Origin of the sequence: Burkholderia sp. 567 (assembly GCF_040545115.1) — a bacterium.
Taxonomy (GTDB): domain Bacteria; phylum Pseudomonadota; class Gammaproteobacteria; order Burkholderiales; family Burkholderiaceae; genus Burkholderia; species Burkholderia ambifaria.
Genome location: NZ_JBEPLG010000001.1, coordinates 143,761 through 169,731, shown reverse-complemented (window position 1 = coordinate 169,731; position 25,971 = coordinate 143,761). Strand labels below are relative to the sequence as shown.

The 25,971-nt window shown below is 69.0% G+C and carries 24 protein-coding genes; 21 read left to right on the top strand and 3 right to left on the bottom strand.

The window, feature by feature from the left end; genetic code table 11:
* Positions 1-163 precede the first annotated feature (163 nt).
* The 8 genes from ABIC50_RS00790 to ABIC50_RS00755 all read left to right on the top strand — a co-directional run bounded on the left by ABIC50_RS00790 (position 164) and on the right by ABIC50_RS00755 (position 9,352).
* Positions 164-826, top strand: coding sequence for a paraquat-inducible protein A (locus tag ABIC50_RS00790; RefSeq protein WP_175661495.1), 663 nt, complete (start codon positions 164-166; stop codon positions 824-826).
* The gene (locus ABIC50_RS00785; protein WP_012363120.1) at positions 823-1,452 is read left to right on the top strand and encodes a paraquat-inducible protein A; all 630 of its coding nucleotides are present in this window, start codon (positions 823-825) and stop codon (positions 1,450-1,452) included. Before ABIC50_RS00790 ends, ABIC50_RS00785 begins: the two co-directional genes overlap by 4 nt.
* A complete protein-coding gene (locus ABIC50_RS00780; protein WP_011655999.1) occupies positions 1,445-3,064 on the top strand; it encodes a PqiB family protein in 1,620 nt (539 codons plus the stop codon). Before ABIC50_RS00785 ends, ABIC50_RS00780 begins: the two co-directional genes overlap by 8 nt.
* A complete protein-coding gene (locus ABIC50_RS00775; RefSeq protein ID WP_354161061.1) occupies positions 3,061-3,795 on the top strand; it encodes a PqiC family protein in 735 nt (244 codons plus the stop codon). The genes ABIC50_RS00780 and ABIC50_RS00775 overlap by 4 nt, the downstream gene beginning before the upstream one ends.
* Before the next feature lie 499 nt (positions 3,796-4,294).
* Positions 4,295-6,418, top strand: a complete 2,124-nt coding sequence (locus tag ABIC50_RS00770; RefSeq protein ID WP_175674856.1) for a site-specific recombinase — start codon at positions 4,295-4,297, stop codon at positions 6,416-6,418.
* Between the two features lie 166 nt (positions 6,419-6,584).
* Positions 6,585-7,883, top strand: a complete 1,299-nt coding sequence (locus ABIC50_RS00765) for a THUMP domain-containing class I SAM-dependent RNA methyltransferase (RefSeq protein ID WP_212072993.1) — start codon at positions 6,585-6,587, stop codon at positions 7,881-7,883.
* Between the two features lie 298 nt (positions 7,884-8,181).
* Complete coding sequence (locus tag ABIC50_RS00760; RefSeq protein WP_166724774.1) at positions 8,182-8,592, top strand: VOC family protein; 411 nt, start codon at positions 8,182-8,184, stop codon at positions 8,590-8,592.
* Between the two features lie 73 nt (positions 8,593-8,665).
* On the top strand, positions 8,666-9,352 hold the full coding sequence (locus ABIC50_RS00755; RefSeq protein WP_006751907.1) for a helix-turn-helix transcriptional regulator: 687 nt from the start codon (positions 8,666-8,668) through the stop codon (positions 9,350-9,352).
* A 94-nt stretch (positions 9,353-9,446) separates the two neighbouring features.
* Here the strand turns inward: ABIC50_RS00755 and ABIC50_RS00750 are convergent, their stop codons facing one another.
* Complete coding sequence (locus ABIC50_RS00750; protein WP_354161058.1) at positions 9,447-10,370, bottom strand: carbon-nitrogen hydrolase family protein; 924 nt, start codon at positions 10,368-10,370, stop codon at positions 9,447-9,449.
* Between the two features lie 81 nt (positions 10,371-10,451).
* Between ABIC50_RS00750 and ABIC50_RS00745 the strand changes: the two genes are divergently transcribed.
* The 4 genes from ABIC50_RS00745 to ABIC50_RS00730 all read left to right on the top strand — a co-directional run bounded on the left by ABIC50_RS00745 (position 10,452) and on the right by ABIC50_RS00730 (position 14,968).
* Positions 10,452-11,372, top strand: a complete 921-nt coding sequence (locus ABIC50_RS00745) for a LysR family transcriptional regulator (RefSeq protein ID WP_354161055.1) — start codon at positions 10,452-10,454, stop codon at positions 11,370-11,372.
* Positions 11,373-11,560: 188 nt separating this feature from the next.
* Complete coding sequence (locus ABIC50_RS00740) at positions 11,561-12,070, top strand: NUDIX hydrolase (protein WP_006751904.1); 510 nt, start codon at positions 11,561-11,563, stop codon at positions 12,068-12,070.
* Positions 12,067-13,236: a tRNA 2-thiouridine(34) synthase MnmA gene (gene mnmA / locus ABIC50_RS00735; RefSeq protein ID WP_354161052.1), complete on the top strand. Its 1,170-nt coding sequence runs from the start codon at positions 12,067-12,069 to the stop codon at positions 13,234-13,236. Before ABIC50_RS00740 ends, mnmA begins: the two co-directional genes overlap by 4 nt.
* A gap of 112 nt (positions 13,237-13,348) precedes the next feature.
* Complete coding sequence (locus ABIC50_RS00730) at positions 13,349-14,968, top strand: FMN-binding glutamate synthase family protein (RefSeq protein ID WP_354161049.1); 1,620 nt, start codon at positions 13,349-13,351, stop codon at positions 14,966-14,968.
* A gap of 105 nt (positions 14,969-15,073) precedes the next feature.
* Here ABIC50_RS00730 and ABIC50_RS00725 read toward each other — a convergent pair whose 3' ends face one another.
* Positions 15,074-15,688, bottom strand: coding sequence for a glutathione S-transferase family protein (locus ABIC50_RS00725; protein WP_011655988.1), 615 nt, complete (start codon positions 15,686-15,688; stop codon positions 15,074-15,076).
* 185 nt (positions 15,689-15,873) lie between these two features.
* On the opposite strand from ABIC50_RS00725, the gene ABIC50_RS00720 reads away from it, so the two are divergent.
* From ABIC50_RS00720 to ABIC50_RS00680, 9 genes are all read left to right on the top strand, one after another.
* Positions 15,874-17,268, top strand: a complete 1,395-nt coding sequence (locus tag ABIC50_RS00720; RefSeq protein WP_354161046.1) for an aminopeptidase P N-terminal domain-containing protein — start codon at positions 15,874-15,876, stop codon at positions 17,266-17,268.
* Positions 17,269-17,335: 67 nt separating this feature from the next.
* Positions 17,336-18,514: a UbiH/UbiF/VisC/COQ6 family ubiquinone biosynthesis hydroxylase gene (locus tag ABIC50_RS00715; RefSeq protein WP_354161043.1), complete on the top strand. Its 1,179-nt coding sequence runs from the start codon at positions 17,336-17,338 to the stop codon at positions 18,512-18,514.
* A gap of 159 nt (positions 18,515-18,673) precedes the next feature.
* Positions 18,674-19,741: a tRNA dihydrouridine synthase DusB gene (gene dusB / locus ABIC50_RS00710; RefSeq protein ID WP_012363107.1), complete on the top strand. Its 1,068-nt coding sequence runs from the start codon at positions 18,674-18,676 to the stop codon at positions 19,739-19,741.
* Complete coding sequence (locus tag ABIC50_RS00705) at positions 19,738-19,971, top strand: Fis family transcriptional regulator (RefSeq protein ID WP_006476892.1); 234 nt, start codon at positions 19,738-19,740, stop codon at positions 19,969-19,971. Before dusB ends, ABIC50_RS00705 begins: the two co-directional genes overlap by 4 nt.
* A gap of 45 nt (positions 19,972-20,016) precedes the next feature.
* Entirely contained in the window at positions 20,017-21,582 is a 1,566-nt protein-coding gene (purH, locus tag ABIC50_RS00700) for a bifunctional phosphoribosylaminoimidazolecarboxamide formyltransferase/IMP cyclohydrolase (protein WP_175739083.1), read from the top strand.
* Between the two features lie 151 nt (positions 21,583-21,733).
* Positions 21,734-22,285, top strand: a complete 552-nt coding sequence (gene ruvC, locus ABIC50_RS00695) for a crossover junction endodeoxyribonuclease RuvC (RefSeq protein ID WP_006751896.1) — start codon at positions 21,734-21,736, stop codon at positions 22,283-22,285.
* A 153-nt stretch (positions 22,286-22,438) separates the two neighbouring features.
* Positions 22,439-23,020: a Holliday junction branch migration protein RuvA gene (gene ruvA, locus ABIC50_RS00690; RefSeq protein WP_006751895.1), complete on the top strand. Its 582-nt coding sequence runs from the start codon at positions 22,439-22,441 to the stop codon at positions 23,018-23,020.
* Positions 23,021-23,140: 120 nt separating this feature from the next.
* The gene (gene ruvB / locus ABIC50_RS00685) at positions 23,141-24,205 is read left to right on the top strand and encodes a Holliday junction branch migration DNA helicase RuvB (RefSeq protein ID WP_105831930.1); all 1,065 of its coding nucleotides are present in this window, start codon (positions 23,141-23,143) and stop codon (positions 24,203-24,205) included.
* A gap of 24 nt (positions 24,206-24,229) precedes the next feature.
* Positions 24,230-25,174: an oxygenase MpaB family protein gene (locus ABIC50_RS00680; RefSeq protein ID WP_354161041.1), complete on the top strand. Its 945-nt coding sequence runs from the start codon at positions 24,230-24,232 to the stop codon at positions 25,172-25,174.
* Between the two features lie 121 nt (positions 25,175-25,295).
* Here ABIC50_RS00680 and ABIC50_RS00675 read toward each other — a convergent pair whose 3' ends face one another.
* Positions 25,296-25,958 carry a histidine phosphatase family protein gene (locus tag ABIC50_RS00675; protein WP_354161039.1) on the bottom strand — a complete coding sequence of 221 codons (663 nt, stop codon included), beginning with the start codon at positions 25,956-25,958 and terminating at the stop codon, positions 25,296-25,298.
* Positions 25,959-25,971: the final 13 nt, after the last annotated feature.

Here is a 25,971-nt window from a genome sequence, read left to right as displayed (position 1 = left end):
CTCTGAGGACAGGCGCGCCAGCCGGCCGCCATGTTGATGCCATGTTACCGATCGGTCACCCGATAACGGAACGTTGACGCGCCGAAAAGGCCGTTTTGGTAAGATTGGCGCGGCTTCCGGCCCCGTCGGCACACGTTTCCGCCGTCACGCAACCGCCTCCTCCATGCAACGATACGACCTGATTGCCTGCCACGAATGCGACGCACTGTTGCATAAACCGCGCCTGAGCGGTCGCGAAATCGCGCGCTGCCCGCGCTGCGACGCGCTGCTCTACCGCAACAGCACCACGCAGATCGAGCGCATCAGCGCGCTCGCGGTCGCGGCCCTGGTCACGTTCATCATCGCGCAAACCTTCCCGATCCTCGAGATGGACCTGAACGGCACGCGCGTGCAAACCACCTTGCTCGGCGCGATCGAGTCGCTGTGGCACCAGGGTATGGAAGTCGTCGGCGTCATGGTGTTCTGCTCGACCGTGCTGTTTCCGCTCGTCGAGATGGCCGCGCTGCTTTACGTGCTGCTGCCGATCCGCCGCGGCGTCGTGCCGCCCGGCCTCAACCTGGTGCTGCGCACGATCCAGCTCGTGCGGCCGTGGGGGATGATCGAGGTACTCATGCTCGGCATCGTCGTGACGATCGTGAAGATGGTGAGCCTCGCGCGCGTCGTGCCCGACGCCGCGCTGTTCGCGTTCGGCGCGCTGACGCTGATGACGGCCGTCGTGCTGATGTTCGATCCGCGCACGCTGTGGGACATCGCCGACGACCTGCGCGCCGGCCGCGCGCCCGGGCAGCCCGACGGCGCCGCGCCGCCGCAAGACCCCCGCCGATGACGACGCCGAACGCGGCCCGCGAGGGCTATGCCAGCTGTCACGCATGCGGGCTCGTGCAGACGATCGATCATCCGCATGCGCGTTGCGCGCGCTGCGGCAGCAGGCTCCATTTCCGTACGCCGGACAGCATCATGCGCACCTGGGCGCTGCTGCTCGCGGCCGCGATCCTCTATATCCCGGCGAACCTGCTGCCGATCATGCGCACGTCATCGATCGTCGGCTCGCAGGAAGACACGATCATGAGCGGCGTCATCTATTTCTGGACGTCGGGCGACTGGCCGCTCGCCGTCGTCGTGTTCGTCGCCAGCATTCTCGTGCCGATGCTCAAGCTCGGCGTGCTGCTGATCCTCGTGATCAGTTCGCAGCGCCGCACCACATGGCGACCGCTGCAGCGCACGCTGCTGTACCGGATCGTCGAGCGCATCGGCCGCTGGTCGATGCTCGACATCTTCGTCGTGACGCTGACCGTCGCGCTCGTCCATTTCCGTTCGCTCGCCGTCATCACGGCCGGCCCCGGCGCACTCGCGTTCGGCTCGGTCGTGATCCTGACGATGCTCGCGTCGATGCAGTTCGATCCCCGTCTGATCTGGGATCCAGTCGAAACCTCAGGGAAACACCATGAATAGTCCGCAAGGCCCGCAGCACGACGCGTCCCGGCCGCCCGACCCGTCGATCTCGACGAAAAGCGGCTGGCTGCCGTCGCTCGTCTGGCTCGTGCCGCTGATCGCCGCGCTGATCGGCATCGGCCTCGTCGTCAAGTCCGTGCGCGAACGCGGCCCGGAAATCTCGATCAGCTTCCACAGCGCGGAAGGCCTCGAGCCGGGCAAGACGCAGGTCAAGTACAAGGACGTCGAGATCGGCATGGTCAAGACGATCAAGCTGTCGAAAGACCTGTCGCGCGTGCTCGTCCAGGTGCAATTGAAGAAGGAAGCCGAGGACTTCGCGGTCAAGGGCTCGCGCTTCTGGATCGTGCGTCCACGCGTCGGCGCGACCGGCGTGTCGGGGCTCGGCACGCTGCTGTCGGGCGCGTACATCGGCGTCGACGGCGGTCACGGGCAAGATACGCAGACCGACTTCACCGGGCTCGAATCCCCGCCGGCCGTGACCGGCGACCAGAAGGGCACGCAGTACGTGCTGCGCGGCGATTCGCTCGGCTCCGTCGACATCGGCTCGCCCGTCTACTACCGCCGCGTGCAGGTCGGACAGGTGGTCGGCTTTTCCCTCGACAAGGACGGCACCGGCGTCACCTTCAACGTGTTCGTCAATGCACCGTACGACCAGTACGTCGGCGTGAACTCGCGCTGGTGGCAGGCGAGCGGCGTCGACCTGCGGCTCGATTCGAGCGGCCTGAAGCTGAACACGCAGTCGCTCGCGACGGTGATCCTCGGCGGCATCGCGTTCCAGACGCCGCCGAACCAAGGCACGGGCGCGACCGCGCCGAACAACACGACCTTCCGCCTCGGCTCCGACGAGGGCGACGCGATGCGCGATCCGGACGGCCAGCCGCTGCAGGTCGTGATGAACTTCAACCAGTCGCTGCGCGGGCTCGCCGTGGGCGCGCCGGTCGACTTCCGCGGCATCGTGCTCGGCGAAGTGACGAACATCGGCATCGACTACGATCCGAAGACCAAGAACTTCCTGATGCCGGTCACGATGAACGTGTATCCGGAGCGGCTTGGCCGGCGGTTCCGCGAAACGATCGAGAGCCAGGGCGAACCGGCCCGCCGCGACATCGTCGAGCGCCTCGTCAAGCACGGGCTGCGCGGCCAGCTGCGCACCGGCAACCTGCTGACGAGCCAGCTGTACGTCGCGCTCGACTTCTTCCCGAAGGCGCCGCCCGCGAAGATCGATACCACCCGCCAGCCGCTCGAGCTTCCGACGGTGCCGAACACGCTCGACGAGCTGCAGCTGCAGGTCGCCGACATCGCGAAGAAGCTCGACAAGGTGCCGTTCGACCAGATCGGCGCGAACCTGAACAGCGCGCTGTCGAACGCCGACAAGCTGTTCAAGCAGCTCGACACGCAGATCGCGCCGCAAGCGCGCGACACGCTGTCGGCCGCGCAACAGACCTTCTCGACCGCCCAGGCCACGCTGCAGCAGGATTCGCCGCTGCAGTCCGACGTGCGCGGCGCGCTGAAGGAGCTCACGCGCACGCTGCAATCCCTGAACGCGCTCGCCGACTATCTGGAGCGCCACCCCGAATCGCTGCTCAAGGGCAAGCCAGGAGATCAACAATGACGACACGCGTGAACGGTTTCGCGAGCGGCGCGGCGGCGGCTGTCGCCGTGCTCGCGCTCGCCGCGTGCAGCTCGCCGCCCGCGCGGTTCTACACGCTGAGCCCGGCCGGCGCCACGGCCACCGTGCGCACCGCGCCGGCCAACCCGCCGTTCCTGATCGAGGTGCCGTCCGTCGGCGTGCCCGAACAGGTCGCGAAGAATCAGCTCGTCGTGCAGAAGAATGGCGCGCAGGTCGACGTGCTCGAACAGGAGCGCTGGGCCGCGCCGCCCGCCGACGAGATCCGCCGCGCGCTGTCCGACGATCTCGCCACGCAGCTCGACACGATCGACGTCGTGAATTCGGCGTACCCGGTCGGCGTGCCCGTCTATCGGATCAGCGTGAACCTGCAGCGCTTCGATTCGTGGCCCGGCAAGCGGGCAGCGATCGATGCGGTGTGGAGCGTGCGCGCGCTCGGCACGCAGGCGGTGATGACGTGCCGCACGAGCGTCGCGGAACCGGTCGGCGATGGCTACGACGCGCTCGTCGCCGGCCACCGGCGCGCGCTCGACGTGATTGCGTCGCAGGCAGCGGCCGGCGTGCGCGCGATGGCCGCGCAGCGCGATGCGACGGCGACGGCGCCGGCCACGCGGAGCGCGTCGGCCAAGGCAACGGCCGCCGCGCCCGTGCTGCCCTGCCCGGCCAATCCGACGCCAGGCGGCGACGCGGGCGCGAACGGGAAGTCCGGCGCGTAAGCGTGCGGCGCGCGGGCCGGCGTCCGGTGGATTCGCACCTGCGACCGGATTCGGCACGCGCCGCCCGATAGCGCCCGTCGGCGGCGATCCGCGTGCGCGCCGCCGCGCACGCCTCCCCGCCGCCATCCCCGAGCAGCCGCCCGCGCGCGCCATCCCTCGGCCGGACGGCCGCTTTGCACTGTTTGTCAAAATCCGCCGGAACCGGCGCCATGCCATTCGGTCGGCTTGCGTTTTCGCGCCCGATTGACGATCCTACGCACTTTCCGGCTCGCGCCGCCTGTCGTGCGCGCCAGCCGGCGGCGATCCGCCCCTGTCCGGTGCGGTCGCCGCGTCTCCCGGGCGCCCGCGCGCGAACCGCGTGCACCGCATCGGGGCAGCCGCATCGCGGGTCGCCGCGTATTTCCGGCCACCTGACCAGCCTTACCGTTCCCCCGGCGCCGTGCCGTGTTCCCGGCCGGCACCCCGAACCCGCCCGTCCAGGGCTTTCGCTATTCCGTTTATGTTTCGTTCCCTGACGACCCTGATCAAGAAGTGGCGCGCGTCGCGCAGTACGGGCCACCAGCTCGACGCGCTGCTCGCGCATGCCGACGCGGACGCGTCGTACGCCGAGCGCAGCGAATGGCTGATCGAGCTCGCGCACTGGCTGCGCCGCACCGGCGCGGTGCAACCCGCGCCGGACGCGACGGCCGCGCACGACGCCGACACGCGCACGTATCCGGCACACGCGCGGCTGCGCTACCTGTTCCACGTGCTCGACCGCAATCCCGTGTGGAAATCGCACGCGGCGCGCATCCTGCGCGGGATCCTGCGCGAATGCGACGGCATCTCGCTGCTGTGCGACGCGGGGATGCCGGTGCACTCCGGCTTCTTCGGCGCGCTGTTCGAGCGGATCGACTCGTCGCTGATCCCGCCCGCGCCGAACCGCCGCGAGCTGAGCGCGCTGTTCACGCTGATGTTCCCGGCGCCGGAAGACGCGCAATGGATCGACGCGCTGCCCGACGACCTGCTCGCCCGCCTCGCCGACCTGAATTCGTACGACGTCACCGACGAAGAACGCCATGAGCCCGGCTCGTTCTCGCGCGACCTGCTGGCCGCGCTGCACAACCTGACCTGCCAGATCAGCTCGACCGGCCTGTCGCAGACGGTGCGCAGCCGCCTGTCCGACGACGACGCGCGCAAGCCGCTCGAAACGCAGCCGTTCTACCGCCTCACGCGCGCGATGCTCGCGGTCGAGACGGCGCACGCGGCCGTCGAGGACGGCGGCGATCCGAGCAAGCTGCTGCACGAGGTGAACTACCTGCGCGTGCTGCTCGACGAATGCCGGACCGCGGTCGACGACGTGTTCTCGCACCTGTACCGCAACGGCGTGTCGGTCGACATCGTGTTCCAGGTCGAGCGGATGCGCATGCGCATCCTGCGCGCCGAAACGCTGCTCAACGCGTGGATGGCGCGCGACGACCTGCGCGGCATGGCGCGCCTGACGGCCGAGCTCGTCGACGCGAACCAGAACAGCCAGAGCGTGTCGCACCTCGTGCGCAGCAACTTCTCGCTGTTCGCGCGCAAGCTGGTCGAGACCAACGCGGACACGGGTGAGCACTACATCTCGCGCGGCCGCGCCGAATACCTGAAGATGCTGCGGATGGCCGCGGGCGGCGGCCTCGTCACCGTCGTGACCGTGTGCGTGAAGTTCGCGATCACCGGCGCGCATCTCCAGTCGATGCTCGAAGGGCTGCTCGCGGGCATCAACTACGCGGCGAGCTTCATGCTGATGCACTTCCTGCACTTCACGCTCGCGACCAAGCAGCCCGCGATGACCGCGCCGACGCTCGCGCGCGAGCTCGACGAAACCGGTCACGACGAAGGCGTGAAGGCGTTCGTCGCGTCGGTGATCGCGCTGATCCGCACGCAGGCGGCGGCGATCTCCGGCAACGTGCTCGTCGTGCTGCCCGTGTGCCTGCTCGTGCAGCTGTTCGCGAGCCACCTGCTGCACGGCAACCTGATCTCGCCGGAAAAGGCGCACGCCACGCTGCATTCGTTCTCGCTGCTGGGCCCGACGCCGTTCTATGCCGCGCTCACGGGCGTGCTGCTGTGGTCGTCGAGCCTGCTCGCGGGCTGGGCCGACAACTGGTTCGTGCTGCACCGGGTCGGCGACGCGCTCACGTACAACCGCCGGCTGCGGCTCACGCTCGGCGCCTCGGGCGCCGCGAAGCTCGCGCATTTCTGCCGGTCGAACGTCGCGGGCGTGGTCGCGAACGTCGGCCTCGGCCTGATGCTCGGCCTGGTGCCGGCGATCGTCACCGTGTTCCTGTTCCCGTTCGAGGTGCGGCACGTGACGCTGTCGGCCGGCTCGATCGGGATCGCGCTCGGCGTGCTCGGCAAGGACGCGCTGAGTACGCCGGAGCTGTGGTGGGCCTGCGCCGGCGTGCTGAGCATGGCGATCCTCAACGTGCTCGTGAGCTTCGCGCTCGCGTTCACGATGGCCGTGCGCTCGCGCAGCCTGCGCCGCGCCAAGGTGCGCGCGCTGGTCGGCGCGATCGTCCGCACGGTGCTGTCGAAGCCGTCCGCGCTGTTCTGGCCGGCCGGCGCTCCGGCCGTGCGGGCCGGCCAGCCGGACTCGCACTGACCGCGCGACGGTAGCGCGGCGCCCCGCCAGGGCGCCGCCGCGCAGGCTGCCCGGTCCGCGGGCGCGGGCGGCGCGCGCGCGCCGGCGTCCCGAATCGGACGCAACACCGGCCGCGGCCGCCCGCGCCGCGTACAATGGTGGACTTTTGCACGCCCTCACCCGTCTTATGTCCTCGCCCACCCTGTACGAATTCTTCGCTCCCTGCCCGCGCGGCCTCGAAGCGGTGCTTGCCGCCGAGCTGGCCGAAATCGCCGGCCGCCATCTGGACGGCGCGCCGTTCACTGCGGGCGCGCAGGTGCCGGGCGGCGTTCATTTCCGCGGCGGCTGGGCCGCCGGCATGGCCGCGAACCTCCATTCGCGAATTGCGAGCCGGATCCTGCTGAAGATCGCGCACCGCCCGTACCGCACCGAACAGGACGTCTACGCGCTCGCGCTCGAGCAGCCGTGGGAACGCTGGTTCGCGTCGACGCAGACGCTGCGCGTCGACATCACCGCGATCAAGTCGCCGCTGAAGAGCCTCGAATTCGCGACGCTGCGCGTGAAGGACGCGATCTGCGACCGGATGCGCGAGAAGACCGGCTCGCGGCCGAGCATCGACACCGGCGCGCCGGACGTGCGCGTGTTCGCGTTCCTGACGGCCACCGAGTGCACGCTGTACCTCGATACGTCGGGCGAGCCGCTGTTCAAGCGCGGCTGGCGTCTCGACAAGGGCGCGGCGCCGCTGCGCGAGAACCTCGCGGCCGGCATCCTGCGCCTGACGGGCTGGACGCCCGGCACCCCGCTGTACGACCCGATGTGCGGCAGCGGCACGTTCCTCGCGGAAGCCGCGCAGATCGCGCTCGGCGTCGCGCCGGGCGTCGAGCGCCGCTTCGGCTTCGAAAAGCTCAAGCAGTACGACATCACCGCATGGCAGGGCCTGAAGGTCCCGGCGCTCGACGCGAAGCGCGCGGCGCGCGGCAAGCGCGAGGCGCTCGGCGTGTACGGCAGCGACATCTCCGGCGACATGCTCGAGAAGGCGCGCGCGAACCTCGAGCGCGCGGGCGTGCCGTCGGTGTGGCTCAAGCAGGTCGACGCGCGCGGCATGACGCCGCCGTGCGACGGCCCGGGCATCATCCTCGCGAACCCGCCGTACGGCGAGCGGATCGAGGTGCGCGGGCGCAGCGCGCGCGGCGAGGTACGCGAGACGGGCCGCAACCGCGACAACGACGACGCATTCCGCCGCACCCACACCGACGCGCCGGACAGCGAGTTCTTCAACGCGCTCGGCGATGCGCTCAAGCAGCGCTTCACCGGCTGGCAGGCGTTCCTGCTGACGTCGGACCGGTCGCTGCCGGGCATGCTGCGGCTGCGCGAATCGGCGAAGACGCCGCTGTTCAACGGCGCGCTCGAATGCCGGCTGTTCCGCTTCGACCTGATCGCCGGCAGCGTGAAGGCACGCCCGGCCGCGCCGGAAGGCGACGCCTGACACGCGAAGCGGCCGCTGCGGCCGCGTGCTGACACCCTGACGACGCCCGGCATCCGCCGGGCGTTTTTCGTTGCGGGGCGCGGAGGCATGCCGCCGGGCCGCGCCCGCCGCCCTTCGATCCGCCCGTCCCATACGGTGCCGCCCGGCCGGGACGCCGGCGAAGCTGCCGAATCGACCTTTCGTCAGCACCACCACGACTACTGACAGCACGCTGTCAGCAGCCCCCCATCACACTGCAATCCCGGCGCAATGCAAGGCTGGTTTCCATCAACAACCCGAACAACACAAGGAACTCGTCATGACGTCCGCAACTGCAACCGCAACCGCCACCCTCGAACGTGCGATCGCGTGGTTCGACATCCCGTCCCTCGATTTCGACCGGGCGATCCGTTTCTACGAAACCGTGCTGCAAACGACGCTGCAGCGCGAAGTCATCGGCGGCGTGCCGATGGCCATGTTCGATCACGAAGCGTCGAGCACGGGCGGCAGCATCGTGTTCGATCCGCAGCAGATGAAGCCGAGCGCGAACGGCGTGCTCGTGTATCTGAACGCCGGCGAGTCGGTCGTCGCGGCGCTCGAACGTGCGAAACGCGCGGGCGGCGTCGTGCAGGGCTCGGTCATCGAGCTGCCGAACAACTACGGCTACATCGGCTACCTGATCGATACCGAAGGCAACCGCGTCGGCCTGCACGCGCCGAAATGCCACTGAGCGCGTCCGCGATCCTGCCGGCGCGGCGCTATCATCGCGAAATTCCCGTCGCCGTTGGAGTCGAGGTGCACCCATGACGCGCCGTGCCGACCGTCTGTTCCAGATCGCCGAGCTGTTGCGCGGGCGGCGTCTCACGACCGCGCAGCAGCTCGCCGACTGGCTGTCGGTGTCGCCGCGCACGGTCTATCGCGACGTGCGCGACCTGCAATTGTCAGGGGTGCCGATCGAAGGCGAAGCCGGCATCGGCTACCGGCTGAACCGCAACGCGAGCCTGCCGCCGCTCACGTTCACGGCCGAGGAGCTCGCGGCGCTCGCGGTCGGCGCGCGGATGCTCGAGACCTGGGGCGGCGCCCGCTTCGCGGGTGGCGCACGCTCGGCGCTCGCGAAGATCGCATCGGCGATGCCGGCCGACAAGCGCACGGCGCTCGACCGCCTGCCGGTGTTCGCGCCGTCGTTCCACATCGACGAGACGTTCTGCGCGAAGGTCGACGCGATCCATCAGGCGGTCGACACGCACCACATCGTCAGCTTCGACTACCGCGACCGGCTCGGCGCGCACACGCGGCGCCGCGTGTGGCCGCTCGGGCTCGTCTACTGGGGCGGACGCTGGACGATCGGCGCGTGGTGCGAACTGCGCGGCGACTTCCGCACCTTCGACATCGCGCGGATGGGCGACATCACCGTGCACGAGCAGTTTCCGGACATGGAAGGCCGGCGGATCGCCGACTACATGCGGATCGCGGAAGCGCCGATGCGCTGACGCGCTGACGCGCGCGGCAGCAGCAGGCCGGATGCCGCGCCGCCGGCCCAGCCGCCCTTCGAGCGCCGGGACGTCGGCGCCCCGGCAACGCCCGTCAGCCCTCGAACACAACCGGCCGCTTCAGCCGCTCGTCGACGTGCAGCGAAAACACGTCGGCGCGCGCATAGTGCCCGACCACGTCGAAGTCGTAGCGCGCACGCACGAGTTCGTCGGTATCGATGCGCGCGGTCACGAGGCCGGCCTCGCCGATCAGCGGCTCCGTCAGCAGGTCGCCGAGCGGCCCGACGATCACGCTGCCGCCGCGGATCAGCGGCCGCTCGGGATCCCAGCCCGGCACGTCGATGCCGAGCGCGCGCGGCGACGGCTGCACCTGGCAAGCGCTGACGACGAAGCAGCGCCCCTCGTGCGCGATGTGCCGCATCGAGCTTTGCCACAGGTCGCGCTCGTCGACGGTCGGCGCGCACCAGATCTGCACGCCTTTCGCATACATCGCGCAGCGCAGCAGCGGCATGTGGTTCTCCCAGCAGATCGCGGCGCCCGCGCGGCCCGCGGCCGTGTCGACCACGGGAAGCGTCGAGCCGTCGCCCTGCCCCCAGATCAGCCGCTCGGTGCCGGTCGGCATCAGCTTGCGGTGCTTCGCGACGAGCCCGTCGCGCGGGTCGAAGAACAGCGCGGTGCAGTACAGCGTGCTGCCGCCGCGCTCGATCACGCCGACCACGAGGCTCGCCCCCGTGCGCTGCGACAGCGCGGCCAGTTCGTCGGTTTCGGGCCCCGGCACGTCGATCGCCTGCGCCGCGTAGCGCGCATACGCGTCGCGGCCTTCGGGCAACCGGTAGCCGAGCCGCGTGCCGAAACTCTCGCCTTTCGGATAGCCGCCGAGCACGGCCTCGGGCAGCACGACGAGCGACGCGCCGCTGTCGCGGATCGCGGTTTCGTAGCCGAGGATCGTGTCGAGCGTGGCGCGCGTGCCGGCGGGCGAGGCGCCGATCTGCAGCGCGGCGATGACTGAGGTGGACATGAAGGCGTCTCCGGGTGAATGAGGTGACGCCATCTTTATCGATATCATTTCATCGATCAAATCGATACAACGATAACTGACATGAATGCGGATGATATCGCCGGGCTCGACCTGAACCTGCTGAAGGTGTTCGAGGCGCTGTACGAGGAAGGCGGCGCGAGCCGCGCGGCGCTGCGGCTCGGCCTCACGCAGTCGGCGGTCAGCGCGGCGCTCGCGCGGCTGCGCGTGATCTACGCCGATCCACTGTTCGTGCGCACCGGCCGCGGGCTCGCGCCGACGCCGCGCGCGGACGAACTCAAGCCGATCCTGTCCGATGCGCTCGACCGCTGCCGCGAAAGCCTCGCGATCGCGGCCGACGGCGGCGAGCGGGTCGGCCGCACGATCTCGATCGGCTTGTCGGACGACTTCGAGATCGCGCTCGGCCGCGCGCTGATCGACGCCATCGCGCGGGAAGCCGCGGGCATCCGGCTGATCTTCCGGCAGACGCACAGCGGCATCGCGGGCGACGCGCTGCTGCGGCACGGCGTCGATCTCGCGATCGCGTCGGGCGGGTTCTCGGCCAACGGCCTCAGCCGGCGCGCGGTCGCCACGGGCGGCTACGCGTGCCTGATCGATCCGGCCGGCCGCGCGCGAGCGCCGCGCACGCTCGCGCTTGCCGAGTTCCTGCAGCGCGATCACCTGCTCGTGTCGTCGGGCGGCGTGATCGGGATCGTCGACGAGGCGCTGGCCGCGCTCGACCACAAGCGGCGCGTCGTGGCGTCGACCACGCACTTCGCGGCGCTGCCGTACCTGCTCGCCGGCTCCGCCGCGGTGGCGACGATTCCGGCGCACGCGGCACGCGCGATCGCGCAGTCGACGTCGCTGCGCGCACTCGCGTGCCCGGTCGAGCTGCCACGCTACCCGGTGGAGATCGGCTGGCGCACGAGCACGCAGCGCGACCCGGCGATCGTGCGCGTGCGGGATACGATCGCCGGCTGTGTCGCGGCGATCGTCGCGCCGTGAAAAATGGGGGCGTGATTCGGCGGCTCGGGTCCGCCCTGCCGCCCGGGCCGTTCGCTGATCGTGGCCGCGCCGCCGATCCGCGCCACGGCAAATCGGCCGCCCGTAGCGACGACACAAATGACCAGGGTCGGATCCGTCCAACGATGGGGGCCGGCAGCGTCCGGGCGCAACCGGTAAAATGCCGAACCATGAAACCCGAAATCTGGACCCCGCATGTGACCGTTGCAGCGCTCGTCGAGCGCGCCGGTCGCTTTCTCGTGATCGAGGAAGAAACCTCCACGGGCCTGCGCATCAACCAGCCGGCCGGCCATCTCGAAGCCGGCGAGACGCTCGCCGACGCCGTGATCCGCGAGACGCTCGAGGAAACCGCGCATCCGTTCGTGCCCGACGCGCTCGTCGGCGTCTATCTCGCGCACTACGACCGCCCCGGCACCGCCGGCGCGACCTATCTGCGCTTCACGTTCTGCGGCACGGCCGGCGAGCCGCTGCCGGGCCACGTGCTCGACGACGGCATCGTCCGCACGCTGTGGATGAGCGCCGACGAACTGCGCGCGTGCAGCGAGCGCCACCGCTCGCCGGCGGTGATGCGCTGCGTCGACGACTATCTCGCCGGGCGGCGCATTCCGCTCGATTTCCTGCATACGCATTCGGTCGCGCCGCGTCCGGACGCATTCGACCGCCAGGCGGTAAGCAAATGACCAAGCGCCGTGTAGTAGTGGGCATGTCGGGCGGCGTCGATTCGTCGGTGACCGCGTGGCTGCTGAAGGAACAAGGGTACGACGTGGTCGGCCTGTTCATGAAGAACTGGGAAGACGACGACGACGGCGAATACTGCTCGACGCGCCAGGACTGGATCGACGTCGTGTCGGTCGCCGACCTGATCGGCATCGACGTGGAAGCGGTGAACTTCGCGGCCGAGTACAAGGACCGCGTGTTCGCCGAATTCCTGCGCGAATACTCGGCCGGCCGCACGCCGAACCCGGACGTGCTGTGCAACGCCGAGATCAAGTTCAAGGCGTTCCTCGATCACGCGATGTCGCTCGACGCCGAAATGATCGCGACCGGCCACTACGCGCGCGTGCGCGAGCGCGACGGACGCTTCGAACTGCTGAAGGCGTTCGATCATACGAAAGACCAGTCGTACTTCCTGCATCGGCTGAACCAGGCGCAACTGTCGAAGACGATGTTCCCGCTCGGCGAGATTCCGAAGACGAAGGTGCGCGAGATCGCCGCGCAGATCGGCCTGCCGAACGCGAAGAAGAAGGACTCGACGGGCATCTGCTTCATCGGCGAACGGCCGTTCCGCGACTTCCTGAACCGCTATCTTCCGACGAAACCGGGCCCGATGAAGACGCCGGACGGCAAGGTGATCGGCGAGCACATCGGCCTCGCGTTCTACACGTTCGGCCAGCGCAAGGGCATCGGCCTCGGCGGCAGCAAGGACGGCAGCGGCGAGCCGTGGTTCGTCGCCGCGAAGGACATCGCGTCGAACTCGCTGTACGTCGTGCAGGGCCACGACCATCCATGGCTGCTGTCGCGTCAGCTCGTCGCCGGCAACGTGAGCTGGGTCGCGGGCGAGCCGCCGGCCGACGTCTTCTCGTGCGGCGCGAAGACACGCTACCGGCAGGCCGACGCCGCGTGCACGTTCGGTCGGGCCGCGCTCGGCCGCGCCGACGGCGAACGCTTCTCGCTCGCATTCGACGACGCGCAATGGGCGGTGACGCCCGGCCAGTCGGCCGTGCTGTACGACGGCGAGATCTGCCTGGGCGGCGGCATCATCGAGTTCGCGGCCACCGGCCAACCCGGCCAGACGGCGCCGGCACCGGCGGCGGGCCACACCGGCGCGCTGGCCGAAGCACGCTGACATCCATTCGGTTTAGACTTGCGGCACGCCGCGCCCGGCGGAACACGATTCCGCCGCGGCCGGTGCGCCGCCGCGCAGCGTACGCATGGCGGCATTCTCTTACGGAGTCCCCATGCTTTCCAGACGCTACCTCGCGATGTGGTGCGCCGTGCTGTTGCTCGTCGCAGCGGCCGCCCTCGCGTCGATCCACGTGCTTTCCTGGCTGTGGATCATCATCCCCGTCGCCCTCGTCGCACTCGGCCTGTACGACCTGAAACAGGACCGTCACGCGATCCTGCGGAATTACCCGCTGTGGGGCCATTTCCGCTTCCTGTTCGAGTTCATCCGCCCCGAGATCCGCCAGTATTTCGTCGAGGACGACACCGACGAGAAACCGTTCTCGCGCGCGCAGCGCAGCCTCGTCTACCAGCGCGCGAAGAATGTCGCCGACAACCGCCCGTACGGCACCGAACTGAACGTGAAGGCCGTCGCGCACGAATGGATCAGCCACTCGCTCGCGCCGACGAAGCTGCCGAACCACGACTTCCGCATCCGGGTCGGCGCAAACCGCGCGCAACCCTACGACATCTCGATCTTCAACATCTCGGCGATGAGCTTCGGCTCGCTGTCCGCGAACGCGATCCGCTCGCTGAACCTCGGCGCGAAGAAAGGCGGTTTCGCGCACGACACCGGTGAAGGCTCGCTGTCGAAGTACCACCGCGAGAACGGCGGCGACATCATCTGGGAAATCGCGTCCGGCTACTTCGGCTGCCGCAGCGACGACGGCACGTTCAACCCGGACAAATTCGCGAAGCAGGCCGCCGATCCGCAGGTCAAGATGATCGAGATCAAGCTGTCGCAAGGCGCGAAGCCCGGCCACGGCGGCGTGCTGCCGGCCGCGAAGATCACGCCCGAGATCGCCGAGACGCGCGGCGTGCCGATGGGCAAGGACTGCATCTCGCCCGCGACGCACTCGGAATTCTCGACGCCGCGCGGGCTGCTCGAATTCGTCGAGCGGCTGCGCACGCTGTCGGGCGGCAAGCCGACCGGCTTCAAGCTGTGCATCGGCCATCCGTGGGAGTTCTTCGGGATCGCGAAGGCGATGGTCGAGACGGGCATCGTGCCCGACTTCATCGTCGTCGACGGCGCGGAAGGCGGCACCGGCGCCGCGCCGCTCGAATTCACCGACCATGTCGGCGTGCCGCTGCAGGAAGGGCTGCTGCTGGTGCACAACACGCTCGTCGGGATCGGCGTGCGCGATCGCGTGAAGATCGGCGCGAGCGGCAAGATCATCACCGCGTTCGACATCGCGCGCACGCTCGCGATCGGCGCGGACTGGGTGAACTCGGCACGCGGCTTCATGTTCGCGGTCGGCTGCATCCAGGCGCAGCATTGCCACACCGACCGCTGCCCGACCGGCGTCGCCACGCAGGACCCGGTGCGCCAGCGCGCCCTCGTCGTGCCGGACAAGGCCGAGCGCGTGTACAACTTCCACCGCAATACGCTGCATGCGCTGCAGGAGCTCGTGCAGGCGGCCGGCCTCGGCCATCCGTCCGAGTTGCGCGCGCATCACATCGTGCAGCGCGTCGCGCCGCACGAGGTCCGGCTGATGTCGCAGCTGCTGAAGTACCTGAAGCCCGGCGCGCTGCTCGACGGCCAGACCTGCGGCTATTCGCTGTACGACAAGTGGTGGCCGATCGCGCGCAGCGATTCGTTCGTGCTCGGCGAAACCGTTTACGCGTCGATCGACTGACGCGTAAGACCTGCGCTCGCCCGTCGCCCGGGCGATCCGCCAAAGAGAAAAGCACCCCGCGGGGCGCTTTTCTTTTGTCTGCTCGATCTGCCCGCCGGCAGCGGGTCAGGCTGGCGGCAGCGTGTCGGCGAACGTCTGCCGCTGCGACAGCTTCGCGAAATACTTGTCGAGGTTCGGATGGCGCTCGCGCCAGTTGAGTTCGGGCATCCGGAAGTCGAGGTAGCCAAGCGCGCAGCCGAGTGCGATGTCGGCGAGCGTGTAATGATTACCGACGCACCACGTCTTGCCGCCGAGGCCCTGCGACATCGCGACGAGGCCGTCGTCGATCTTGCGCTGCTGGCGCGCGATCCAGCTCGCGCTGCGCTGGGCTTCTTCACGCAGCGTGTGTTCGAGACGGATCGCAACGGCCGCGTCGAGCACGCCATCGCCCAGCGCTTCCCAGCAACGCACTTCGACACGCTCGCGCCCCGACGGCGGAATCAGCTTGCCGACCGGCGACAGCGTATCGACGTATTCGCAGATCACGCGGGAATCGAACACCGCGGCACCATCTTCCATCACGAGACACGGGACCTTGCCGAGCGGATTCGATGCATGAATGTTCGTCTCCGGCGCCCACACGTTCTCGAGCTCCAGCTTGTAGTCGATCTTCTTTTCAGCAAGCACGATCCGCGCCTTGCGGACGAACGGGCTGCTGAGCGAACCGATTAATTTCATCATCTGCCTTTTTAAGGGAACCGCCGAGAGTATACGTTGTCGTCGATCATAACCGGCCGGCGCGGCCGGGTAGAAAATCGCCCGTCCGGCCTGTGGATGGTTTGCAACAGCCGTCGCCGAGCCCCGTCCGGCGTGGCTTGCGGCCACTGCCCTCACGCGCCGCGCCCGGCGGCGCTACAATCGCACGAATGAATGCGCCCCTCGATACCGCCATCGCCGTCGACGTCTACCGCCAGCGCCGTGAACGCGTGCTTGCCGCACTGCGCGCCGCGGGCGGCGGCGTCGCCATCGTCCCCACCGCGCCGGAAATGCTGCGCAACCGCGATACGGCCTTTCCGTACCGGCATGACAGCTACTTCCACTACCTGACGGGCTTCACCGAGCCGGACGCCGTGCTCGTGCTGAACGCGGCCAGGCACGGCGCGCCGGAATCGATCCTGTTCTGCCGCGCGAAGAACGCCGACCGCGAGATCTGGGAAGGTTTCCATTACGGGCCCGAGGCCGCGCGCGATGCGTTCGGTTTCGACACGGCCTACGCGGTCGACGTGATCGACACCGAAATGCCGCGGCTGCTCGCCGATGCGGGCACCGTGCACTACCGGTTCGGCGCATCGGCCGAGTTCGACCGCCAGCTCGCCGGCTGGATCGATGCGGTGCGCGCGCAGGCGCGCGCGGGTGTCGCCGCGCCGGACGCGATGCTCGACCTCACGCCGCTGCTCGACGACATGCGGCTCATGAAGGACGAGCACGAGCTCGCGATCATGATGCGCGCCGCGCATATCTCCGCGCTCGCGCATCGCCGCGCGATGCAGGTGTGCCGCCCCGGAATCCGCGAATACGAACTCGAGGCCGAGCTGCTCTATACGTTCCGCAAGCACGGCGCGCAGGCGCCCGCGTACGGCTCGATCGTCGCGGCCGGCGCGAATGCGTGCGTGCTGCACTACCCGGCCGGCAACGCGGCCGCGCAGGACGGCGACCTGATCCTGATCGATGCCGCGTGCGAACTCGACGGCTACGCGTCGGACATCACGCGCACGTTCCCGGCCAACGGGCGCTTCTCGCCCGCGCAGCGCACGCTGTACGACATCGTGCTCGCCGCGCAGCAGGCCGCGATCGACGCGACGCGCGCGGGCGTGCCGTTCGAGGCGCCGCACGATGCAGCCGTGCGCGTGCTCGCGCAGGGGCTGCTCGATACCGGCATCATCCCGAAGACCCGTTTCGCGAGCGTCGACGACGTGATCGCCGAGCGCGCGTACGCACGCTTCTACATGCACCGCACCGGCCACTGGATCGGCATGGACGTGCACGATTGCGGCGACTACCGCGAACGGCCCGCCGAGCGCGACGCCAACGGCGCGCTGCCGTGGCGCACGCTGAAACCCGGCATGACGCTCACCGTCGAGCCGGGCCTGTACGTGCGGGCCGCCGACGACGTGCCGTCCGAATACTGGAACATCGGCATCCGCATCGAAGACGACGCGATCGTGCGCGAGCACGGTTGCGAGCTGATCACGCGCGACGTGCCGGTGGCGGCCGCCGAGATCGAGGCGCTGATGCGCGCGGGCGCGGCGCACGCCGCCTGAGCGTGCCGCAGGCTGCCATCGATCTCGCCGACCCGCCGTTGACCGTTACCCCGTTTCACGAACACTGATGACGACCGCTTCCTCCCCGGCCACGCCGGACTACGACCTTGCCATCGTCGGCGCGGGCCCCGTCGGGCTCGCGCTCGCCGGCTGGCTCGCACGACGCAGCGCGACGCAGCACGCGTCGATCGCGCTGATCGACGCGCGCGAGCCGGCCGCGAGCGCGAACGATCCGCGCGCGATCGCCGTGTCGCACGGCAGCCGCGTGCTGCTCGACACGCTGGCGTGGCCGGCCGACGCGACGCCGATCGAACACATCCACGTGTCGCAGCGTGGCCACTTCGGCCGCACGCTGATCGACCGGGACGAGCACGACCTCGCCGCGCTCGGCTACGTGGTGCGCTACGGCTCGATCGTGCAGGCGCTCGCGCAGGCGGTACGCGGCACGCGCGTCGACTGGCTTACTTCGACCACCGCCCGCGCGCCGCAACAGGACGCCGACGGCGTCACGCTGACGCTCGACGGCCCGCAAGGCGAACGCACGCTGCGCGCGCGCATCGTCATCAACGCGGAAGGCGGGCTGTTCCACGAACAGCAGGCCGAGACCGGCAAGCATCGCCGGGACTACGGTCAGACCGCGATCGTCGGCACGGTCACCGTCTCGGCGCCGCGCCCGAACGTCGCGTGGGAACGCTTCACGCACGAAGGCCCGCTCGCGCTGCTGCCGCTTGGCGGCGCCGACTATTCGCTCGTGTGGTGCTGCATGCCCGACGAAGCAGCCCGCCGCGCCGCCCTTCCCGACGCCGAGTTCCTGCGCGAACTCGGCGCCGCGTTCGGCGAACGCATGGGTCAATTCGTCGCGATCGCCGGGCGCGCATCGTTCCCGCTCGGGCTGAACGCGGCGCAGACGCTCGTCAACGGACGCATCGCGATCGTCGGCAATGCCGCACAAACGCTGCATCCGGTCGCCGGCCAGGGCCTCAACCTCGGGCTGCGCGATGCGCACACGCTCGTCGACTCGCTGTCCACGCAAGGCTTCGAGGCAACCGCACTCGCGACCTTCAACGCGCGGCGCGCGCTCGACCGGCGCTTCACGATCGGCGCGACCGACACGCTCGCGCGCCTGTTCACGGTCGAGGCCGGCCCGCTTCCGCTGCTGCGCGGCGCGGCGCTCACCGCGCTCGAATTCGTGCCGCCGCTGAAGAAGGCGATCGCGCGCCAGATGATGTTCGGCCAGCGCAACTGACGCGCGGCGCATCGCGCTTGAGTTGCGCACGTCGGTTGCGCGCAGCCGGATCACGCAAACCGGGTCAAATCGGCGGGCCATGGGAATACGGTAAAATGCGCGTTTTCCCTCCGCCTTTTTTGCCCGCGACGCCCGGCGCTCGCGGGCGGTGCCATTGCGATGCCCGTTATCGGCTCTCACGTTTTGCGTAACAACCTGTTCGTCGCGCCGATGGCCGGCGTGACGGATCGTCCGTTCCGCCAGCTGTGCAAGCGGCTGGGGGCCGGATACGCGGTGTCCGAGATGGTCGCGTCCAATGCGCAGCTGTGGAAAAGCGCGAAAACGATGCGGCGGGCGAACCACGAAGGCGAAGTCGAGCCGATCGCGGTGCAGATCGCCGGCGCCGATCCCGCGATGATGGCCGAAGCGGCCCGCTACAACGTCGACAACGGCGCGCAGATCATCGACATCAACATGGGCTGCCCGGCGAAGAAGGTCTGCAACGTCGCGGCCGGCTCCGCGCTGCTGCAGAACGAGCCGCTCGTGCAGCGGATCGTCGAGGCCGTGGTCGCGGCGGTCGGCACGGGGCCGGATGCGGTGCCCGTCACGCTGAAGATCCGCACCGGCTGGGATCGCGAGCACAAGAACGCGATCACGGTCGCGCGCCTCGCCGAAGCGGCCGGCATCTCGATGCTGACCGTGCACGGCCGCACGCGCGCGGACCTCTACCGCGGCGACGCGGAATACGACACCATCGCGGCCGTGAAGGCGGCCGTGCGCATCCCGGTCGTCGCGAACGGCGACATCACGTCGCCGGCGAAAGCGAAGGCCGTGCTCGACGCAACCGGCGCCGACGCGCTGATGATCGGTCGCGCCGCGCAAGGCCGGCCGTGGCTGTTCCGTGAAATCGATCATTTCCTGCAAACCGGCGAGCTGCTGCCCCCGCCGCGGATCGACGAGATCCAGCACGTGATGAACGAACACCTGGAAGACCACTACGCGTTCTACGGTGAATTCACGGGAGTCCGTACTGCGCGCAAGCACATCGGCTGGTACACTCGCGGCCTTTCCGGTGCCAACGGGTTCCGGCACAGGATGAACACGCTCGATTCCACCCGCGAGCAGCTCGCCGCCGTCAATGCATTCTTCGAGGCGCAAAAGGCGCTGTCGGACCACCTCGTCTACGTCGATGACGAAGAGGAAAACGGCCAGCGCGAGTCGGACGACCATAACCAGTTAGCAGCATGAGCAAGCACAACATCGAACAATGTGTCCGTGAGAGCCTGGACGTGTATTTCCGGGATCTAGACGGCTCCAATCCGCACGACGTCTATGAAATGGTGATGTCCTGCGTCGAAAAGCCGATGCTCGAGGTCGTGCTCGTACAGGCCGGCGGCAACCAGTCGCTCGCCGCGGAGTACCTCGGCATCAATCGCAATACGCTGCGCAAGAAGCTGCAGCAGCACGGCCTGCTGTAGGCCGGCCGTCCCGTCCCCGTTTCCCTGGCTATTGGTGGTTCCATCATGATCAAGCAAGCGCTCATTTCCGTTTCCGACAAGACCGGCATCGTCGACTTCGCGAAGTCGCTGTCCGACCTCGGCGTCAAGCTGCTGTCGACCGGCGGCACCGCGAAACTCCTCGCCGACGCGGGCCTGCCCGTTACCGAAGTGGCTGATTACACGGGCTTTCCGGAAATGCTCGATGGGCGCGTGAAAACGCTCCACCCGAAGGTGCACGGCGGCATCCTCGCCCGCCGCGACCTGCCCGAGCACATGCAGGCGCTGGAGCAGCACGACATCCCGACGATCGACCTGCTGGTCGTGAACCTGTATCCGTTCGTCGCGACAATCGCGAAGGACGACTGCACGCTCGCCGACGCGATCGAGAACATCGACATCGGCGGCCCGACGATGCTGCGCTCGGCCGCGAAGAACCACCGCGACGTGACGGTCGTCGTCGATCCGGCCGACTACGCGGTCGTGCTCGACGAAATGAAGGCGAACGGCAACGCGATCGGCTACGCGACCAACTTCCGCCTCGCGACGAAGGTGTTCGCGCACACCGCGCAGTACGACGGCGCGATCACGAACTACCTGACGAGCCTGACCGACGAGCTGCAGCACGCGTCGCGCAGCGCGTACCCGGCGACGCTGAACATGGCGTTCGACAAGGTGCAGGACCTGCGCTACGGCGAGAACCCGCACCAGAGCGCCGCGTTCTACCGCGACCTCGCGGCGCCGGCCGGCGCACTGGCGAACTACCGCCAGCTGCAGGGCAAGGAGCTGTCGTACAACAACATCGCGGATTCGGACGCGGCGTGGGAATGCGTGAAGACGTTCGACGTGCCGGCCTGCGTGATCATCAAGCATGCGAACCCGTGCGGCGTCGCGGTCGGCCACGATTCGGCCGACGCATACGCGAAGGCATTCCAGACCGACCCGACGTCGGCGTTCGGCGGCATCATCGCGTTCAACCGCGAAGTCGACGAGGCGGCCGCGCAGGCGGTGGCGAAGCAGTTCGTCGAAGTGCTGATCGCGCCGTCGTTCTCGGACGCCGCGAAGCAGGTGTTCGCCGCGAAGCAGAACGTGCGTCTGCTCGAGATCGCGTTGGGCGACGGCCATAACGCCTTCGACCTGAAGCGCGTGGGCGGCGGCCTGCTCGTGCAGTCGCTCGATTCGAAGAACGTGCAGCCGAGCGAGCTGCGCGTCGTCACGAAGCGTCAGCCGAGCGCGAAGGAAATGGACGACCTGCTGTTCGCATGGCGCGTCGCGAAGTACGTGAAGTCGAACGCGATCGTGTTCTGCGGCAACGGCATGACGCTCGGCGTCGGCGCAGGCCAGATGAGCCGCGTCGATTCCGCGCGCATCGCGAGCATCAAGGCGCAGAACGCGGGCCTCACTCTTGCCGGCTCGGCCGTCGCGTCGGATGCGTTCTTCCCGTTCCGCGATGGCCTCGACGTCGTCGTGGCGGCAGGCGCGACCTGCGTGATCCAGCCGGGCGGCTCGATGCGCGACGACGAAGTGATCGCGGCAGCCGACGAGCACGGCATCGCGATGATCCTGACGGGCGTGCGTCACTTCCGTCACTGATCGCACGCGGCCCGCGCGGCCGCCGCACGCAAACCCGGCGGCATCGCACCCGCCGGGTTTTTTATTGCGCGCCGCCGGCGCACGCGACAATGCGGCCGGCGCCGTGCACCATTCGTTGTAGTATCGCTGCATCTGGTTTTTCTCCTCACTCATGCGAATTCTCGGCATCGACCCCGGCCTGCGCGTCACCGGCTTCGGCGTCATCGACGTCAGCGGCCACCGGCTCGCCTATGTCGCAAGCGGCGTGATCCGCACGCCGACGGCCGATCTGGCCACGCGGCTCGGCACGATCTTCCAGGGCGTATCGACGCTCGTGCGCGAACACGCGCCCGACCAGGCCGCGATCGAACAGGTGTTCGTCAACGTGAACCCGCAGTCGACGCTGCTGCTCGGCCAGGCGCGCGGCGCCGCGATCTGCGGACTCGTCTCCGGCGGCCTGCCGGTCGCCGAATACACCGCGCTGCAACTGAAGCAGGCCGTCGTCGGCTACGGGCGCGCGACCAAGTCGCAGATGCAGGAGATGGTCACGCGGCTGCTCAACCTCACCGGCCAGCCCGGCAGCGACGCGGCCGACGCGCTCGGAATGGCGATCTGCCATGCGCACAGCGGCAGTACGCTCGGCACGATCGGCGCGATCGGCGGCCTCGCGCCGGCGCTGGCGAAAAAGGGGCTGCGCGTGCGGCGCGGACGGCTCGTCGGCTGACGCGACGGCACGCAATCGCCCAATCGCCCGATGCGGCGCGCGGCCACGCGCGTCGCGCATGCGCGGTGCATCGCCCCGACCTGACGGCGAACCCATCGGCATCGCGCCGCACCTGCGCTACACTCGCGCTTTCCTCCTCGCATCCCGCCATCCATGATCGGTCGCATCGCCGGCATCCTGCTCGAAAAGAACCCGCCTCACCTGCTCGTCGACTGCAACGGCGTCGGATATGAAATCGACGTGCCGATGAGCACCTTCTACAACCTGCCGCAGACGGGCGAGCGCGTCGTGCTGCTCACGCAGCAGATCGTGCGCGAGGACGCGCACCTGCTGTACGGCTTCCTGACGCCGCAGGAGCGCACGACCTTCCGCGAACTGCTGAAGATCACGGGCATCGGCGCGCGCATGGCGCTCGCCGTGCTCTCCGGCATGAGCGTGCAGGAGCTCGCGCAGGCGGTGACGATGCAGGACGCCGCGCGCCTCACGCGCCTGCCCGGCATCGGCAAGAAGACCGCCGAGCGCCTGCTGCTCGAGCTGAAGGGCAAGCTCGGCGCGGACCTCGGTGCGCTCGCCGGCGCCGCATCGCAGTCCGATCACGCGACCGACATCCTCAACGCGCTCGTCGCGCTCGGCTATTCCGAAAAGGAAGGCCTTGCCGCGATCAAGAACGTGCCGGCCGGCACCGGCGTGTCCGAAGGCATCAAACTCGCGCTCAAGGCACTGTCGAAGGTGTAACGGCGGCCCGGGCAGGCGCCCGAACCGGCTGTCGGAACCAGTGTCGCGCCGCCGTGCGGCGCGCGCCAGTCGGCCGTTCGGCCAGTTCGGCCGCGTGACGGCGCGCGGTACAATGGCCGCATGATTGAAACCGACAAACTCGCCGCCGAGCGGATCATCGCCGCCACGCCCACCTCGTCGCACGAGGAGGTGTTCGAACGCGCGCTGCGGCCGCGCCAGCTCGACGACTACGTCGGCCAGGAAAAGGTGCGCGGCCAGCTCGAGATCTTCATCGAGGCCGCGAAGCGCCGCTCCGAGCCGCTCGACCACGTGCTGCTGTTCGGGCCGCCGGGCCTCGGCAAGACTACGCTTGCGCACATCATCGCGCGCGAGATGGGCGTGAACCTGCGCCAGACGTCGGGCCCCGTGCTCGAGCGCGCGGGCGACCTCGCCGCGCTGCTGACCAACCTCGAAGCGAACGACGTGCTGTTCATCGACGAGATCCACCGGCTGTCGCCGGTCGTCGAGGAAATCCTGTATCCGGCGCTGGAGGACTACCAGATCGACATCATGATCGGCGAAGGGCCGGCCGCGCGTAGCGTGAAGCTCGACCTGCAGCCGTTCACGCTGGTGGGTGCGACCACGCGCGCGGGGATGCTGACCAACCCGCTGCGCGATCGCTTCGGGATCGTCGCGCGTCTCGAGTTCTACGATGCCGATCAACTGGCGCGCATCGTGCGGCGCTCGGCGTCGCTGCTGAACGCGCACATCGATCCGAGCGGCGCGCTGGAGATCGCGAAGCGCTCGCGCGGCACGCCGCGGATCGCGAACCGGCTGCTGCGCCGCGTGCGCGACTTTGCCGAAGTGAAGGCTGACGGCCAGATCACCGCGGCCGTCGCCGACGCCGCGCTCGCGATGCTCGACGTCGACCCGGTCGGCTTCGACCTGATGGACCGCAAGCTGCTCGAGGCGATCCTGCACAAGTTCGATGGCGGTCCGGTCGGCATCGACAACCTCGCGGCGGCGATCGGCGAGGAACGCGACACGATCGAGGACGTCCTCGAGCCGTACCTGATCCAGCAGGGCTTCCTGCAGCGCACGCCGCGCGGGCGCGTCGCGACGCTGCTTACGTATCGCCATTTCGGCCTCTCCGCGCCCGACGCCGGCAACGAACGCGGGATGTGGGACACCCCCGCCGGAAAGTAGCCTCCCGCCCGCGCCAAGCCAGCCATGACCACGCCGCCCAGCCCTCGCCCCGCACCCCGCCCGCGCTGGGCCGAGCCGATCCGCAAGCGGCTCGTGGCCGGCGTCACGCACCTGACGGCAGGCGGCGGCGGTCCGTCGCTCGATCTGTCGTCGCCGCCCGGCGATCCTGGGCTGTTCGGCCCCGACGCCATCTGCTGGCGCGTGCATGCCGATTTCACGTCGATGATGACGGGCGGCATCGCGGCGCTGCTGCTGCAGGCGCTTCATCCGCTCGCGCTCGCGGGCGTCTGGGATCACTCGTCGTTTCGCACCGACATCCTTGGCCGCTTGCGGCGTACCGCCACGTTCATCACGGGCACGACGTTCGGCAGCCGCGCGGACGCACTCGCGCTGATCGAGCGCGTGAAAGCGATCCACGCGCGCATATCGGGCACCGCGCCCGACGGCCGGCCGTACCGGGCCGACGATCCGGCGTTGCTAACCTGGGTGCATGTCGCGGAAGTATCGAGCTTCCTCGCCGCGCATCTGCGCTATGTGAATCCGTCTCTGCCGGGCGAGTTGCAGGATGGCTACTACGCTGAAACGGCATTGGTCGCCGAGCTGCTCGGCGCCCGCGACGTTCCTCGTTCGCGGGTCGAGGTGGCGGCCTATCTCGCGCGCATGCAGCCCGAGCTCGCGGCCGGGCCGCGCACCTTCGAAGTGGTGGACATCTTGCTGAATGTGCCGGTCGCGACGCCCGCGCTGCGGCCGGCCGCGTCACTGATCATGCATGCGGGAATCGACCTGTTGCCGCCGTGGGCGCAGCGCATGCTCGGTGTATCGACGTTCGCACCGCTGCGGCGTGCGGTGGTCCGGCCCGGGGTCCGGGTGGTCGCCCCCGTGCTGCGCTGGGCGCTCGTCAACGGCGCGTCGAAACGCGCACGCCGCCGCGCAGCCGCGCCACCGCCCGACGGCGATCCGCCCGCCTGACGATCCTTCGGATCATTTCGATTTGCTGGGAAATACGGTGACAAGCTGACGCGCTTGCCTCCACGCACGGTCGTACGAAGCGCCCCCGCCCATCACGCCAGGCCGGGCCGATACGATCGGATCAGAGTACCTTGCGATACCCGTCGTCGTCGCTCGCGGCGTCCAGATGCGACACGTCGGCCCATTGCACGACCTGCGCGCGGCCATCGACGTAATCGACGACGTTGATGCTCGTGTTGAGCAGTTGATAGCTGCGCGGAGCCGACAGCTCGAGACCGTTTGCAAAGCGGTACACGCAGTCGAGTACGCCGCCGTGCGCGACGCAAGCGATCCGGCCGCCCGGATGCGCCGCGACGATCGGCTCGAGCGCATGCAGCACACGGTGATAGAACTCCCTCTGCGACTCGCCGCCATCAGGCGCGAAGCCCGGGTCGCGGGTCTGCCACGCGGCGTAGGCGTCCGGAAACAGCGTCTCGATCTCGGTGCTGTCATGCCCCTGGAACACGCCGTACGCGCGTTCGCGCAGCCCTTCGCGCAACTGCAGCGGCAGCCCGAGCGCATCGGCAAAGGGTTGCGCGGTCTGCTGCGCACGCATCAGGTCGCTCGAATAGATCGCGTCGATCCGCTGCCCTTCGCGCGCTTCCCGCGCGAGCCGGACGGCCAGCCGCCGCGCCTGCGCGAGCCCCGTTTCGGCCAGCGGAATGTCGATATGGCCCTGGATGCGCTTGATGCGGTTCCAGGTCGTTTCGCCATGGCGAATGAACAGAATCTGCGTGGTGGCCATCGCGGCGCGTCTC

What these genes read in the sequence shown, in the direction of transcription:
- ABIC50_RS00790 (WP_175661495.1), top strand. Translation starts at nt 164, where the DNA reads ATGCAACGATACGACCTGATTGCCTGCCACGAATGCGACGCACTGTTG.
- ABIC50_RS00785 (WP_012363120.1), top strand. Translation starts at nt 823, where the DNA reads ATGACGACGCCGAACGCGGCCCGCGAGGGCTATGCCAGCTGTCACGCA.
- ABIC50_RS00780 (WP_011655999.1), top strand. Translation starts at nt 1,445, where the DNA reads ATGAATAGTCCGCAAGGCCCGCAGCACGACGCGTCCCGGCCGCCCGAC.
- ABIC50_RS00775 (WP_354161061.1), top strand. Translation starts at nt 3,061, where the DNA reads ATGACGACACGCGTGAACGGTTTCGCGAGCGGCGCGGCGGCGGCTGTC.
- ABIC50_RS00770 (WP_175674856.1), top strand. Translation starts at nt 4,295, where the DNA reads ATGTTTCGTTCCCTGACGACCCTGATCAAGAAGTGGCGCGCGTCGCGC.
- ABIC50_RS00765 (WP_212072993.1), top strand. Translation starts at nt 6,585, where the DNA reads ATGTCCTCGCCCACCCTGTACGAATTCTTCGCTCCCTGCCCGCGCGGC.
- ABIC50_RS00760 (WP_166724774.1), top strand. Translation starts at nt 8,182, where the DNA reads ATGACGTCCGCAACTGCAACCGCAACCGCCACCCTCGAACGTGCGATC.
- ABIC50_RS00755 (WP_006751907.1), top strand. Translation starts at nt 8,666, where the DNA reads ATGACGCGCCGTGCCGACCGTCTGTTCCAGATCGCCGAGCTGTTGCGC.
- ABIC50_RS00750 (WP_354161058.1), bottom strand. Translation starts at nt 10,370, where the DNA reads ATGTCCACCTCAGTCATCGCCGCGCTGCAGATCGGCGCCTCGCCCGCC.
- ABIC50_RS00745 (WP_354161055.1), top strand. Translation starts at nt 10,452, where the DNA reads ATGAATGCGGATGATATCGCCGGGCTCGACCTGAACCTGCTGAAGGTG.
- ABIC50_RS00740 (WP_006751904.1), top strand. Translation starts at nt 11,561, where the DNA reads ATGAAACCCGAAATCTGGACCCCGCATGTGACCGTTGCAGCGCTCGTC.
- mnmA (WP_354161052.1), top strand. Translation starts at nt 12,067, where the DNA reads ATGACCAAGCGCCGTGTAGTAGTGGGCATGTCGGGCGGCGTCGATTCG.
- ABIC50_RS00730 (WP_354161049.1), top strand. Translation starts at nt 13,349, where the DNA reads ATGCTTTCCAGACGCTACCTCGCGATGTGGTGCGCCGTGCTGTTGCTC.
- ABIC50_RS00725 (WP_011655988.1), bottom strand. Translation starts at nt 15,688, where the DNA reads ATGATGAAATTAATCGGTTCGCTCAGCAGCCCGTTCGTCCGCAAGGCG.
- ABIC50_RS00720 (WP_354161046.1), top strand. Translation starts at nt 15,874, where the DNA reads ATGAATGCGCCCCTCGATACCGCCATCGCCGTCGACGTCTACCGCCAG.
- ABIC50_RS00715 (WP_354161043.1), top strand. Translation starts at nt 17,336, where the DNA reads ATGACGACCGCTTCCTCCCCGGCCACGCCGGACTACGACCTTGCCATC.
- dusB (WP_012363107.1), top strand. Translation starts at nt 18,674, where the DNA reads ATGCCCGTTATCGGCTCTCACGTTTTGCGTAACAACCTGTTCGTCGCG.
- ABIC50_RS00705 (WP_006476892.1), top strand. Translation starts at nt 19,738, where the DNA reads ATGAGCAAGCACAACATCGAACAATGTGTCCGTGAGAGCCTGGACGTG.
- purH (WP_175739083.1), top strand. Translation starts at nt 20,017, where the DNA reads ATGATCAAGCAAGCGCTCATTTCCGTTTCCGACAAGACCGGCATCGTC.
- ruvC (WP_006751896.1), top strand. Translation starts at nt 21,734, where the DNA reads ATGCGAATTCTCGGCATCGACCCCGGCCTGCGCGTCACCGGCTTCGGC.
- ruvA (WP_006751895.1), top strand. Translation starts at nt 22,439, where the DNA reads ATGATCGGTCGCATCGCCGGCATCCTGCTCGAAAAGAACCCGCCTCAC.
- ruvB (WP_105831930.1), top strand. Translation starts at nt 23,141, where the DNA reads ATGATTGAAACCGACAAACTCGCCGCCGAGCGGATCATCGCCGCCACG.
- ABIC50_RS00680 (WP_354161041.1), top strand. Translation starts at nt 24,230, where the DNA reads ATGACCACGCCGCCCAGCCCTCGCCCCGCACCCCGCCCGCGCTGGGCC.
- ABIC50_RS00675 (WP_354161039.1), bottom strand. Translation starts at nt 25,958, where the DNA reads ATGGCCACCACGCAGATTCTGTTCATTCGCCATGGCGAAACGACCTGG.